This is a genomic window from Sphingomonas sp. IW22 (genome assembly GCF_041321155.1).
Classification (GTDB): Bacteria; Pseudomonadota; Alphaproteobacteria; order Sphingomonadales; family Sphingomonadaceae; genus Sphingomonas.
In genome coordinates, this window is the sequence record NZ_JBGGWB010000007.1 from 82152 (window position 1) to 95081 (window position 12930).

The 12930-nt window shown below is 63.7% G+C and carries 17 protein-coding genes; 3 read left to right on the forward strand and 14 right to left on the reverse strand.

Annotated elements, in window-relative coordinates:
• Positions 1 to 6: 6 nt before the first annotated feature.
• The 14 genes from traU to ACAX61_RS17585 are packed head-to-tail and all read right to left on the reverse strand — an operon-like array spanning position 7 to position 11080.
• A complete protein-coding gene (traU, locus tag ACAX61_RS17520) occupies positions 7 to 1020 on the reverse strand; it encodes a conjugal transfer pilus assembly protein TraU (RefSeq protein WP_069338495.1) in 1014 nt (337 codons plus the stop codon).
• Complete coding sequence (locus tag ACAX61_RS17525) at positions 1017 to 1304, reverse strand: hypothetical protein (RefSeq protein WP_069338496.1); 288 nt, start codon at positions 1302 to 1304, stop codon at positions 1017 to 1019. Before ACAX61_RS17525 ends, traU begins: the two co-directional genes overlap by 4 nt.
• Entirely contained in the window at positions 1301 to 1960 is a 660-nt protein-coding gene (gene traW / locus ACAX61_RS17530; RefSeq protein ID WP_069338497.1) for a type-F conjugative transfer system protein TraW, read from the reverse strand. Before traW ends, ACAX61_RS17525 begins: the two co-directional genes overlap by 4 nt.
• Positions 1957 to 2544 carry a S26 family signal peptidase gene (locus tag ACAX61_RS17535; RefSeq protein ID WP_069338498.1) on the reverse strand — a complete coding sequence of 196 codons (588 nt, stop codon included), beginning with the start codon at positions 2542 to 2544 and terminating at the stop codon, positions 1957 to 1959. Before ACAX61_RS17535 ends, traW begins: the two co-directional genes overlap by 4 nt.
• The gene (locus ACAX61_RS17540; RefSeq protein ID WP_069338499.1) at positions 2528 to 3214 is read right to left on the reverse strand and encodes a TrbI F-type domain-containing protein; all 687 of its coding nucleotides are present in this window, start codon (positions 3212 to 3214) and stop codon (positions 2528 to 2530) included. Before ACAX61_RS17540 ends, ACAX61_RS17535 begins: the two co-directional genes overlap by 17 nt.
• A complete protein-coding gene (locus tag ACAX61_RS17545; RefSeq protein ID WP_069338500.1) occupies positions 3207 to 3584 on the reverse strand; it encodes a hypothetical protein in 378 nt (125 codons plus the stop codon). Before ACAX61_RS17545 ends, ACAX61_RS17540 begins: the two co-directional genes overlap by 8 nt.
• A complete protein-coding gene (gene traC, locus ACAX61_RS17550) occupies positions 3581 to 6148 on the reverse strand; it encodes a type IV secretion system protein TraC (RefSeq protein WP_069338501.1) in 2568 nt (855 codons plus the stop codon). Before traC ends, ACAX61_RS17545 begins: the two co-directional genes overlap by 4 nt.
• Positions 6149 to 6151: 3 nt before the next feature.
• Entirely contained in the window at positions 6152 to 6955 is an 804-nt protein-coding gene (locus ACAX61_RS17555) for a conjugal transfer protein (RefSeq protein ID WP_069338502.1), read from the reverse strand.
• Positions 6952 to 7764 carry a DsbC family protein gene (locus ACAX61_RS17560; RefSeq protein ID WP_069338503.1) on the reverse strand — a complete coding sequence of 271 codons (813 nt, stop codon included), beginning with the start codon at positions 7762 to 7764 and terminating at the stop codon, positions 6952 to 6954. Before ACAX61_RS17560 ends, ACAX61_RS17555 begins: the two co-directional genes overlap by 4 nt.
• Positions 7765 to 7788: 24 nt before the next feature.
• Positions 7789 to 9108 (reverse strand): TraB/VirB10 family protein, encoded by a 1320-nt coding sequence (locus ACAX61_RS17565; RefSeq protein ID WP_069338504.1) that lies wholly within the window; start codon positions 9106 to 9108, stop codon positions 7789 to 7791.
• The gene (locus tag ACAX61_RS17570) at positions 9105 to 9917 is read right to left on the reverse strand and encodes a type-F conjugative transfer system secretin TraK (protein ID WP_069338505.1); all 813 of its coding nucleotides are present in this window, start codon (positions 9915 to 9917) and stop codon (positions 9105 to 9107) included. Before ACAX61_RS17570 ends, ACAX61_RS17565 begins: the two co-directional genes overlap by 4 nt.
• Entirely contained in the window at positions 9914 to 10498 is a 585-nt protein-coding gene (locus tag ACAX61_RS17575; RefSeq protein WP_099231087.1) for a type IV conjugative transfer system protein TraE, read from the reverse strand. The genes ACAX61_RS17570 and ACAX61_RS17575 overlap by 4 nt, the downstream gene beginning before the upstream one ends.
• Position 10499: 1 nt before the next feature.
• Positions 10500 to 10784: a type IV conjugative transfer system protein TraL gene (traL, locus tag ACAX61_RS17580; protein WP_007406330.1), complete on the reverse strand. Its 285-nt coding sequence runs from the start codon at positions 10782 to 10784 to the stop codon at positions 10500 to 10502.
• 41 nt (positions 10785 to 10825) lie between these two features.
• Complete coding sequence (locus tag ACAX61_RS17585; protein WP_232307963.1) at positions 10826 to 11080, reverse strand: hypothetical protein; 255 nt, start codon at positions 11078 to 11080, stop codon at positions 10826 to 10828.
• Between the two features lie 402 nt (positions 11081 to 11482).
• Here ACAX61_RS17585 and ACAX61_RS17590 point away from each other — a divergent pair, with 402 nt between their 5' ends.
• From ACAX61_RS17590 to ACAX61_RS17600, 3 genes are all read left to right on the forward strand, one after another.
• Positions 11483 to 11833 carry a hypothetical protein gene (locus ACAX61_RS17590; protein WP_069338508.1) on the forward strand — a complete coding sequence of 117 codons (351 nt, stop codon included), beginning with the start codon at positions 11483 to 11485 and terminating at the stop codon, positions 11831 to 11833.
• A gap of 86 nt (positions 11834 to 11919) precedes the next feature.
• A complete protein-coding gene (locus tag ACAX61_RS17595) occupies positions 11920 to 12372 on the forward strand; it encodes a hypothetical protein (protein ID WP_125988425.1) in 453 nt (150 codons plus the stop codon).
• Positions 12373 to 12457: 85 nt separating this feature from the next.
• Positions 12458 to 12682: a hypothetical protein gene (locus ACAX61_RS17600; RefSeq protein WP_081260906.1), complete on the forward strand. Its 225-nt coding sequence runs from the start codon at positions 12458 to 12460 to the stop codon at positions 12680 to 12682.
• Positions 12683 to 12930 lie beyond the last annotated feature (248 nt).

Below are 12930 nucleotides of genomic sequence, written 5' to 3' on the forward strand. Positions count from 1 at the left end.
CCAACCTCAAAACATGCAGCAGTTGCGCTTGCGCCAGAGCAGATACCCAAAGTCCTCGCCCCCCACCGGGAAGGCGCGACCGGCGTCTGGCGGCAGCGTGGACGCCCCGATCGTCGAGCAGGCGAACTTGCCGCTCACGGTCGGCGTCGGGTTCGTCATCTGGATGCGGTATTGGGACTTCTTGAGGATCGGCATGACGTACTTGTTGCAGAGCGCCTTGGACCCTGCCGTCCCCCATGCGAGGCCCTGCCGGTGCATCTTGAAGAGCAGCCGCTCGGCCGCGAGGCGCGAGGACTGCACCGGCGAATTATGCGCCGCGATGTTGCCGTTCATCGGGAACATCGACCCGTTGCACCCGGAACACCAGAACATCTGATCGATCGGCAGCGCCGCGGTCGCCGCCGCGCAATCGGCCGCGCATGCCGCGACCGCGATCGGATTGTTGAACAGCGCGACCTCGGGATTGATGAGCGTCGTCAGTACATCGTCGTTCCAGAGCGGATCGATCTCGGTCATGTAGGCGACGTCGAACGAGGCCTGCTCGAAGCACAGGAAGTCGGTGAGGATCTCCATCCAGTAGAGCAGCGGATAGACGTAATAATGGGCCTGCCAGTTGGCAGAGTTCTGCGTCGTGCCGCCACCGATCCGGGGGCCGGTATATTGGCCTTGCCCAATGTCGAGACCCGGATTGAGCCGCAGCCCGCCAAGGTTGGGAAAGCACCAGGGCTTGGTCGTGACGTCGACGAGCCGCGCCGGTTCCCAAAAGCCGATCGAGATGCCGATCCGGGGAACAGGCGATCCGCACGCGCAAACGGGCAACGACGGATTCTTCGTGTCGGGCCGGCTTCCCGGCCAGATATGCGCGCCGCCGATCGACAGCGGAAACAGGCAGGACCAGCACACATCGGTCACAGGGTTTACGAACTTGCCGGTGCAGTTGGCAGGCAGCGCACTGGCGGGCGCGGACCATGCAGCGAGCGCGGCCAGGAACGCCAGAAGGCCCACAAGACGCCGCATCATGGCAATGGCTCCTCACCTTCGCTCTTGCGAACCCTCGCGTCGAAATAGGCATTGTCGGCGCGGTTCTTGCGCACGACGTAGAGCGGCACGAGGATGACGAGAGCGAGGACAAGTCCCGCGATCATGCCCCCTGCCCCCGGTCCGAACAGAGCGTGGAGCGGTCGGATCGCGGGCACGGCGAGCGCCAGTGCAAGCGCGGACCACAGGATCGACAGGCGCATCGCCTTGAGGCCCGGCGTTTCGGGCGCGGCCATCGGCGTCCTGAGCATGTCGAGCCACATCATGCGCCCGCTCCCGGCATCTCGATCTCGCTGATCCTGAGCACTTCCCCCTGGGGCGCTACGACAGCGGGAACATGCGCGATCCCGAAATGGCTGGTGAGCTTGCCCTGCTGGTCGAAGAAAAAGCGGCGCTTCTTCTCGCCCATGCGATCGAAGGGAGACCCGGCGACGAAAATGATTTTGGCGTTCTGCGCGCTCCAGCGCTTCATCGCCCACTCCACCTGTGCGTCATCGCGCCCGTCGATGAACACAAGATCGGTCTTCATCGCCACGAACGAGAGCGGATTGACCCGCTGCCCCGCCTGCGCGACGAGCCGACCCTTCTGATCGCGCACGTCCTGGTCGAGCACGATCGAGGGATCGAAGGTCCAGCTGCGCGCCTCGCGTACCGCACCGATCCCTGCAACCGGCAACGGATTGCGCACCCGCTCCTGCGCCTTGACGCGCAGCGCCGCCTGCATGCGCTCGATGCTGCCATCGGCCTGCATGGTCTTGAGACGCCGGTCGATCGTGTCCAGAAGATCGGGTTCGACGATCCCCCAGGTCTGTCCCATCACCCCATGGTCATGGGCCAATGCGCCCTCGACGACAGGCCAGGCAGAGCTGGCGACCAGTGCGATGGCGAGGAAGCCACCGGCAAGGGCGACCTGGCGGATCACAGGATCGGCGTCCCGGTTCCGACCAGCTGCTTTGCGCAGGCAAAGCCGATCTCGGCATAGCGGCTGTCGAACCCGTCGGGATGGGGCGTGCCGACATAGTAGCAGCCCTCAGGAACGCGCCCGACAGGCCCCGGTGTCAGGGGTTCCCCGGTGCGCGTCAGCGGCTTCATGTGCGCGACGCGGACGCCGTCGACATAGACATACGCGCCGCGATGCTCGACCAGCGAACCCGCCATCCCGATCACCCGCTTGCCGAACGGCCCTGTTTCCGGTCCGAAATGACGACGGACCAGAGCGTTGTCGGGCGGCACGAAGAACACATAGTCGCCTTTGGCCGGCGTCTTGCCGCGCGCGACGAAGAAGGCCCAGTTGGGCAGGCTCTCCGAGGCGTTGATCATGAAGGCGTGGCTTTGCTGCCAGGCACCGAGCGCATTATACCCCGCCCATGCGCTTGCCAGCAGCGCCACAGCGCTCCACTGGCGCACGCGCCGCGCGATGAGGGCCTTGCGGGCGAGCGGATCGCCCTCCCCTGCCGCACCGCTCACCGCGCCCGCAGGCGCGAGCCTGTCAGTAGCCGCCGCCATTGAGGCCTCCCTGCGCGGGCGGTGCGACCGTCGCTTCGACAGGCGAGACCGGTGCCGGGCCGAACGGCGAACCCTGGGGCGCTGGCGCCGCCTGAACCTGCGCGGACGGCGCGACACTTCCGGAGGCTGATGGAAGCATCGCGCCGACCGCGGGACCGGAGGCGGGAGCCGGCGCGGCCGCAGGGAGAGGCACGCGCGCGAAAACCGCCTTGCGGATCTGATCGGTGATATCCGGGACATTCTTGGAGAGGACCGCTTCGCCCACAAGGACGGTGGTGCCGCCCGCGCCGACCTTGCGCAGTTCCTCGTCGAGCGTACCCATGAATGCCCGCGTCTGGGCCGCAACCTGCTCGGGCGGGCTGTTGCTGTGGCTCTGGGCCTGCACATATTCCGACACGATCCCCTCGAGCCGGACACTTGCCATCGGCACGGTGGCAGGGGGCGTGAGCAGATGCTTGGTCACCCATGCGCCCCAAAGCAGCACCGCCACGATAAGCGCGGCTGCGACATAGGCGATCCTGGGCAGACCCTCGGGCTTGCGGCGCACGGCCTTCGCACCCGTGCCGCGCGCCGGCGAAGCGGGCGTGGCCTCGGGATGGATCGCCAAAGGGACAGGCGCGGGTTCGCCGGATACGGGGGCCGCTGTGGACCGATCGAGAACGTCAACCATGCCGGGTGCCTTTCGTGGAAGTGACGATCGCGAGCAGCAGCTTGCCGCGCAGCAGCGCGACCACGCCGAAGGCGACGATGAAGGTGAAGAAAAGCTGGTCGCCGAACACCGCACGGCGCGCGCTGTCAGCCGCGACGAAGTGCGTGCCGAGATTGGCGACCTGCGAGAAGAAACCGATCGCGGTGAAGTCGCCGAGCATCAGGAAGAAGAGGATCGCGACCCCGAAGGTCGCAAGCAGCGTCATCGCCATCCAGCCCGACGTGCGCAGCAGCACATAGCACATGTCCGCGAACGCCCGGGCGAACGCGCGCTTCCAGGAAAAGGGCGTCGGCGTCTTCCAGTCGGTGTCGAAAGGCGTGAGCGCGTTCATTCCGCCGCCTCCATGAGAGGCGTACCGATCGGTTTGCCGATATATTCCTCGGGATAGGCGACCCGCTCGATCGCCTCGTCCATCGAGCATCCCTGCTCGATCAGATGCTCGATGTCGGCAAAGGTCTGAGGGCTGGAAGAGTAGAGCGTCGCGGAATATTTATCGAGCACGAGGCGACCGACCGCCATCGAATCCGGCCCCTTGATCATGATGTCGGAATATTCCGCGCCGTTGCGCTTGAGCGAGCGCAGCAGGCTTTCGGTGTAGGGGTCCATGTCGAACCGGCCATGCTTCTGGAAGTCCGAAATCGTGTCGGGCTTCTGCATGAGGATGACCGACCAGTCGGAATTCTCGAGCGCGGCAAGGCTCCCTTCCGACTTGTAATAATCGTTCAGGCTCTGCGTCGCGGTGATGAGGGACGCGCCATATTTCCGGCAGGTCCGGCTGTAGGTTTCGACGAAATCGGCCATCGATCCGCCGCGCAGCATCTGCCACGCCTCGTCGATCAGCAGCGCCTTGGGGATCTGGCGATCCATCCGGCGCATCGTCTGCGAGGACATGAACATGATCGCGGTCAGCACGACCGAGCGCAGTTCCTCGCGGCTCGAGAGGTCCGACAGTTCGAAGACGGTGAGCGCGTTCGACATGTCCACCGACGCCTCGCCGGTAAAGAAGCTGCCATAGGTGCCCGCACTCGAGAACGGGAACATCGCGATCGCCAGATCCTGGCCCTGCGGCGATCCGTCGGTGCGCAGCGCCTCGACCACATCGTCGACGCTGCCCCCCCGCCCCTTCGCTTCCCAGACCTGATTGACCGCGCGATCGATAAGGCCGCGCTCGGTATCGTTGAGCTTGTCGATGTGGCGACCCATCTGACCGACGATCGACTTGAGCATCGCGAGCGCGTCGATGAGATAATCCTCATCCTGCGCGACCAGCGCCTCGTCGATCATCGAGAAGGGATTGAGGCTGAAGCCGTCGCGCAGGCGAAACTCGACAAAATTGCCGCCCAGGCTCTTGGACATATGTTCGAACGAGCGGCCATCGTCGATCACGATGATCTTGGCACCGACCCCGGCGAACGCCGCGCACAGTTCCTGAAGCGCGACCGACTTACCCGACCCGGACTTGCCGAACACCGCGACATTGTGGTTACCCGCCTTGTTCTCGAAGGGCGACCAGAAGAAGGGCTGGCCGCGCCGTCCGATGAACATGAGGTGCGGCAAGCCCCCGCCCAGAAACTCGCCCTGGATCGGCAGCATGTTCGCCGCGGTACTGGTGAGCATCGTGCGCAACCGCTTCATGCGCTTGAGATCGCTGTCGAGGCCGTTGCCCAGCGTCATCGGCAGGCACGACATGAACGCCATGATCTGGAGAAAGCGTTCGTCGAGCAGGTCCCAGCCAGCGGCCTTGTACATCGACTTGACGGTGCGCTCGTTGGCATCGCCCATCCCCTTGGGGCTGATGATGCCGACCGCATAATAGGCCTGCACCAGCTTCTTGCCGAGGCGCAGTTCCTGGGTGACATGCTCCCATTCGCGGCTCTGGTCCTTGAGCTGCGGCAGCAGGCGCGCCGACTTCGAATCCGCAAGGCTCGACGTGCGCATGAACTTGTAACCCGCCTTGGACGAGGCGGCCTGCTCGTCCTGATAGCACAGGCACAACGAAGTCAGCGTCGGACAGCCAGGGCGCAGCTTGTCGGAGAACATGTCACCGATCAGCTTCTGCACGTCCCACGGTGCCCAGCGGTTGGGAAGATTGCGAACCGAGAAGAAGCGATAGTCGAACGTGTCGGGTCGGATCTCCTCATACTGGGTCTCACCCGAAAGACTGGTCACGGCGCGCAGCGGCTCGACCGAAACGAGCAGACGATCGGCGTGGACGACGGTCTGGACGTCGCGGCGCACGCACTGGTCGGCAATCGGATCGAGGTCGGAATATTCCGATACCTGGTCCGACACGTCGAACGCGGGCGCGGTAATGTCATCGATCAGCGCAATGAGATCGACCGGCTTCATTCGCGTGGCCGGCATGTCGATCGACGCCAGGGTCGAGACGATACTGTCGCGCACGCCAATCAGTTCTTCGGGTGTCGCTTTCGACGCAGCGATCGACACCGACAGAAAGATGCGATGATTGCGGACATGGAAAGGCCCGTCCTTCGACATCGAGACCCATGCCCCGTGCCGCAGGAACGCCGATCGCCGCTCCGCGATCTTGCGATGCACGCCGCCGGCCTTGAACCGTGGCAGCGCATATTGCGCGATCAGCGCGCCCACGCGCGGGCTCTGGAACGAGAGAAGCTGGACGCGCGCGCTGGGCGGCACGCTCTCGGAAAGCATCTGCGCGAGGATCTCGCCGGTGCGCTCATCGGCCCCCATGAGCGGCGCCAGCTCGAGCGCGAACGCAAGGCTGTCGGTCTGGTAGAACAGATCGTTGCGCGCGTCGAAGCTCCGATAGGGCAGCCATTGCGAGAGCATGGGCGCGCCGTGCGAGGGCGTACCCTGATCGGGGCCGCGTGTGTCACCCAGCAGCCGCGCGATGAAGCCTGTCTTAGCGGCCATGGCTCAGTCCTCCACGCGCGGAGAGAACGAGGCAGGCCGGTTCGCCGGGTTCCCCGAAGCGAATTCCGGCGCATTGCTTTTGGGCTTGGCACCGACCGGTGCCGGCGCGGGGGTTGCAGCCCGTGCAGCGACCGGGACCCCCTTCCCTGCCGCCGCCTCTCGCGCCTTGGCGCGCGCGGCTGCGACCGCCGCGGCGGTCGGGGCACCCACAGCGCTCGCCGGCGGTACTGCCACGACCGGCGCGGTCGCCGGGACTTCGACAGGTGCCGACGCGGACGGCGGGATCGGCGTACCGAGCTGCGAGAGGATCTCGGGGCTGACGTTGAGGACCTGCGTCGCGGCAAGGGCAGGACCGTGCCCGTCGGTCGCGGCGAGCCATTGGCCGTTATCGACCACGGCCTGCACGACGCTCGTTTCATGATAGCGCCCTGCCCCGTCGACATGCGCGGGAAAGACGATGCGCAACACCTTCTGCGGACCCACACCCGACGCCTGCGGGGTCGCTGCATAGGCGATGCGCTGCGGCCCCGCCTGCCGCAAGGGCGCCTGGAAGGGACCTGCGGGACGATAGCTCGTCTCGCCGCTGATTTCCGCGAGCGCCTTGTCGTCGATCACGGTTGCGGGCGCACAGCTGCCCCCTTGCGGGGCACCGCACGCAAAGCTGCCCTTGATGTTGGTCCCGAAGGTCGTGCACCCTGCCAGCAGCACAAGGCTCGTTGCCATCGCGATCGCGACCCGCCGGGTGCGGCCTCGCGGGCGATACTGGGACACCGGACAGTCCGGCAGACGGATCGCCGAACGGCTCATGACCTTGCTCCCTTCAACCATGCAAGAAGTTGCGCCTTGGGCTGGAACCCCTCCATCACCGCGCCATCGGAGCGCACGAGAACGGGCGTGCCGTTGAGACCGTGCGCCTTGGCGAACGCCTCATTCTCGTCGAGACCGCTGGTGTCGCACTTGCCCGTCCCTGGCACCGGGTCCTGCGCATAGGCGGCGCGTACCGCTGCATGCCGGTCCTTCGCGCACAGCACGCGATCGGCGACGTCCCGGCTTCCGAGCACCGAGATCGGCCGCTCGATCACGCGCACGTTCATCGTCTCGAGCGTCTGGCTGAGCGCCCGGCAATAGCCGCAATGGAAATCGGAAAAGACAGTGACGCTCTGGGACCCCGAACCCCATATGATCGCTCCCTTGTTCGAGAGCTTCGAAAGGTCGAGCGTGCGGACGGCCCCCCGTTGTTCCGTCACCCGCGCCCCGTTGCCGGGCGCAGAAGGCTCGGGCGCATCGGCTGCCGCATTGGCGCGCGCCGCGCCGCCCACCAGCATGTCGGGGTTGAGCGCCAACAGGCGCGCTGCCGTCAGGTCCTGCCGGGTTTCCATGTCATAGACCCGGCCGATCACGAGATAGCGGGCCGACTTGTCGACATAGAAGAGATTGGCGCCGGCGGTAACTTCGCACAGCCCCTCGATCTTCGTGCAATCGATCCCGGTGATCGGCGTCTTGGGGAGCCGCTGCTGGAGCGCGGCCTGCACCTGCGGCCCGATCGCCGGCTCCGCGCTGCCGGTCAGCATCATCGCCGCGCTGGCCGCGACGCCAAGCAGAATATTCTGTGTCATAAGCATATCCTTTCGGCCCGAGGCTCAGTTCTGGATGAAGACGCCTTCGAGGAAGACGATCTCGACATCGATGCCGGTCGGCATCTCGATGATCGGCTGATATTGCTCGGCCCGCTCGATCAGATATTTGCTGACCATGTCGGCGGACTGGGCGATGCCGTTGCCCAGCCCGGCCTGTGCGATGTCGCCCATGCCGATCTGTTCGCGCTTCCCGTTGACCGTCACGTTGTTGCCGGTGAGGAGCGAGTTGGTGTTGGCCGAGAAGCCGCGACCGAAACCACCTGCGATACCGGCGATGAAGGCCTGGCCGACAAGCCCGCCCTCGCGGCTGACCACCCGCCCGCGCACGCCGGTCTTGCCGGCAAAGCTGATGAAGCCCTTGACGTCCGAGACCGCGAAGCGCCCATTGGCCTGCGGACAGGTCATCCGCTGGAGCTTCACATAGACCTTCTCCGAGGAGAGGTCGCCGCGTGCCGCGCCGTTGATGACGCAGCCCTCGATCCGGGTCGTGAGCAGCTTGCCGTTGCTGTAAACCGAGCGCGCCGGCCCTGTGATCCGCAGCACGACGGGAAGCGGATCGCTCTGCGACTGCACCCCTGCCGACGCATCGACGCCGACGATCACCTTGGCCTTCGCGATCGAATTGGGCGGCAGATAATTGGGGCTGTCGGTATAGCTGGTCGTGCCACCCGAAATGCGCGTCGCCGTTCCGCTCGGCCCGCCCTCGAACGAGACGAGCTTGATCGAGCGCGACTGCGACACCGCGGCAGCGGCCGCCTCCCCTGCGCTCATCGGTGCGCCCGGACCCCGATAGTTGGGCTGGCCCATCGGCCCGTACATCTGCGCGGGCGCCGGCGCAGGGGGCGCGCTCGACCGCTGCGCAAGCTGCTGACGAAGCTGGTCGTTCTCCTGCTGGTAAGCGCTCATCACCCGCTGGCCATCTGAGGCCATCGACTGTTTCTCGCCCTGGAGCGCGGCGATCTGCGCCTGAAGCTGCTCCATCTGCGCGCGCTGGCCGTCGACACCCTTCAACTGGTTGTTGATCGACTGCATCTGCGCTTCGGATGCCGCCTGCCACTCCCGGTCCGACATGTTCCGGTTGACCATGTCGTCGGTGGTGATCTTGACGACCTTGTCGTCTGCGCCCGACGTCTTGAGCTTGGTATCGTCGCCCATGACGTACCAGGACCCCAGCACCAGTGCGAGCGCGCCGCCGCAGCCAAGGTAGAGCAGCTGCTTCTTTCGGACGGCGTCGTTGCCGGCCATCAGTTCGCCCTCGCCTTCTTCAGGCTCGGCATCGAGTTGCTTGGGTTTCCTGCCGGGGAAAAGGTCCTTGAGGCTCATGGCCGCACTCCGTTGGCGAGGCCCGACGGCGTGACGATATACGCTGTGGTGACTTCACCGGGTTTGAGGTTGGGATTGGCGACCGATACGGCGATCGCGTTCGACGGCGCGATCGTTCCTTCGCCCAGCGCGACAGGCGATCCGCCCTTGTTCTCGATCCGCAACACGCGCCCTGCGAGCGCCGTGCCCCGATATTCGGTGAGCATCTGCACCTTGAGCGACCCCACCATGACCGGATCGGTAACCGCGGGGCGGACGTCGAAGCCCTCGAGCGGGGCTTGCTGGAACATCGCTTGGACGAGCGTGGCGGACGCTTCCTGCGGCGTGGTGTCGGCCTGTGCGACCGCTGTCTGCGCCTCGCCTGCGATATCCTTGTTCTCGACGAACACCTGTTGCGCGTCGTCGCCTGCAAGGCGGCAGCTGAACTTGTAGACATACCCCTTGGAGGTCGTGCCGAAGAAGGAGACGTTGGCCCGCGAATAGGCTTCGGGAACAGAGACGTAGATGTCGCCGCGCGTCGGCTCGTTGACGACCGTGAAATCGTCGCTCTCGACGCCGGTGGTCAGCTTGGAGACACTGGCAAAGCGGTCGTCCTTGAGGCTGATCCGTGTGAGGCCGGACTTGGAAAGCGTGCAGGAAACCTCGCTATTGTCCTTTGCAAGCAGATGCTCGTCGGCAAAGGCAGGCGCAGCGAGCGCCATTCCCCCGACCAGGATCATGCCTGCGCCGACGAAGCGCGAGAGCGAGCAGACGCGGGAGGCGATCGCCGTCCCGCCTCCGATGAGGCCAAATGCGATCAGGGGCGTCATGCCTCGTCTCCGGTTGCAGCGTCGTCCTTGTCGACCTTGGTGACCATGCCGAAGCCCTTCAGCTGAAGGGACAGGCCGCGATAGGACCAGTAGAAGCGGAAGGTTTTCGCCTCGGCAGTCACCGCCTTGGAGCCGACGACGGTATGCAGCGTGCCGGTCACTTCCGAGGTCAGGTTCTCAGGATCAACCTTCATGCTGGCGAGCGTGAAATACTGGCTGATGCTCGACCCGCGCTGTTCGCTCAGGATCTTCATGAGATCGCGCTTGAGCGAGCCGTGACTTTCGGGCGTCGCGATCTTGAGGATCGACTCCATCCAGTAGTCGAGATTTTCAGGCGAGCGGTTGAGCGTCATCAGCGCGGTGTCGCGCGTGACCATCTCGAGATACTCCCGGCTGACCCCGCTCGAGGACAGCGTCAGGGGCGTGCGGACGATAGGTTGAAGGACGATCTCGCGGTCGCGCGTCGCGCCGACCAGGAAGAGAATGACCACGAGGCCCGCGAGAACCAGCGCCACGATGCCGAGCATGTTGCGCTGCTTGAGAACCCGCTGCGACTGCGCGAGACCGACACTATAATCCATTTCAGCCCACCATCACGCGAAGGTGGGAGGGTGGCGTCGCCTTGAGACCGGTAAAACTCGACGGCAGGTGCCAGTAGGCCATGTGGAGAATCCACGATGTGGCCTTGCCGGCTTTGAGCTTTCGGAAGCCCCACCATCCGAGCAACGAGACCATCAATCCGATCACGACGTGCTGCGAAAGGATGCCCCAGATGAAGGGGATCGCCATCGCGAGGAACTCGTCCAGCGTCCAGAAGCCGATCAGCTCCGGATCGTCGAGATGCGAAGGGATGGTATACCTGTCCATAAGCGCTCACCGCCCTCCCAGCGGTTGATCCCAGTCGGTCCTCAGATCGTCGCGGTGACGGTCGAGGTGACGATCGGAATGCCGGTGCCCGCACCGACGCCGACGGCGACGGGAACGGCCACCTGGCCGAGGCTGAAGCGACCCGACGCAAGCGCGACGATGCCGCCGGCAAGGCTCATCACGGTGATGATCTTGCCGCCCGAGCCCTCGAGGAAGTCCGTGAACTTCGTGAGCGCGGTATTGAACGTGGTGTCGGTGCCCGCAAAGGCCGCCGAAGCGCCCAGCACCATCACCATGGCGATGATCGCAAGGCCAAGAAGGATACCGTTGATCTGGTTACCCTTCGGCATCGAAAGTGCAGTCATGCTCTTTCCCCTTGGAAGACGACGCACAAGCACGTCGTCTCCGTTAAGAGGATATAAACTCATGGTGATCGCAAGTATTAAATCATGGTGTGTAATAGAATTACACTAAAGGGTGTAATAGGATTACACACCTGTGTAACCAGGTTACACACTCCACATCATTGACGAGCAAACAGTGTAAAATTTTTACACTCTTCGTTGCGATGTGGAAACGTATTACCAGTTCAGGTGCATTCCCGAAATTTTCGTTCGCTGAAATATTTTTATTACTGCGGCAAACTTTCTTCTGTCTGCGCTGGCGGGCGTCCGCTTACAGCGGTATCAATCGCCTCAATGTCCCAAGCCCTATATACCTTTCGCGTTAGCGACCGCGTTTTCCGCCTCACCGCCGATGCGATCAGGGTCTATTCCCTTAAGACCGGCCAATTCGAGACGGTTTCCTCGACTGCCATACATGGTCTCGGAATTATTGGAGAAATGCTCGATTTCCGACAAATCTGGCGGTCGGCGAGCGAGCGTGACGAGACAGGTGATTATCGCATAACGCTGCGTATCAATCTTCGAGACAAACCCGCCTTCCAGGCCGCGAGGGAGGCCATCGCGAAGGCGACCGGCACAGTTCCTCCAGTTCGGTTCGTCTTTGTCAGCGCTCTTCTCGCCGTGTTTGAAGGAACCGATTCCTAAATCTGCGATGAACGGTGATTCACATGGGATTGACAGAACCGACTCATACGGCTGTATGATACCCCCCTAACCGGGGGTGCCATGCCATGAGCGACCGGAGTATCGGGTCACAAGAAAGCGTCAAACGCCAGGAGTGCTTCAGGCGCCTCTTTCTTCACGAGTGGAGACGACGCCGGATCACGAACAAGGAAATGGCCCGCAGGCTCGGCCGCAGTCTCAGCCTGATCAACAAGATCAAGGCATGCAATGCCGCTGTTACCCCGGTCATTCACAATCAACTCGTCGCTGTCCTCGAGATCGATATCGACGTTGCATCTTTCGCCATCGACATACTGGGGAAGCCCGAACTCTATTTTGACCCGGGTTTCCGGCAGTTCGTTCGCTGGATCGTCGACGTCGCGTCCAATTATGACAATGCGGGTGAGGAATGCGCCACGTTCATGGCACTTGCCAGCGAGGTTGGATCCGCACCGGGCGCGCCGTCTATCTTTCAAAAGCTGTTAGGCGACATCCAAAGCCCGGTTGCTACAGCATCATGAGTCGAGCGCGGTGTTGAAAGCAGATGTCTTATGACTATCCTGCCCCATGCCCGAAAAGGACTCGACGACAAGGAGCGCACGGTCGATGCGTCGCAAAAAGCTGCGTGAGGACGCAGCTGGCTATCGACGTTCAACATACGCCCTCTCCCCTACATCCATCGACATCGTGGAGAAGATCCGGCAGCGCCTCACACTGCCGTCCCGCGAGGCAACGATCAACGCCATACTCGAACGGATCGATAGCGACATTCTCTTGCGCTACGAATTCCTTGGCCCGCGAACGCCAGATCGCGCCAACAAAGAGCCATGAATCCTACTGCCGGCAATCGGCTCAAACCGGCCGTCAGTTTAAGTCTCACTCCACCATTGCGTGCTTCTGCGCAACACGTCGGCCAAGACTGGCGCGGATGCCGTTATCGGGGGCCGGTGAGAGAATGTTCGAAAACGTACGCTCTCATGACTGCCATCCGAGATACTGCCCGAGTTTACCCCTTCGCTGGCCGCAAGACCAGCGTTCGCATTGACCTTGGCGGGTGTGCCGCGGACGCCTGATCGACG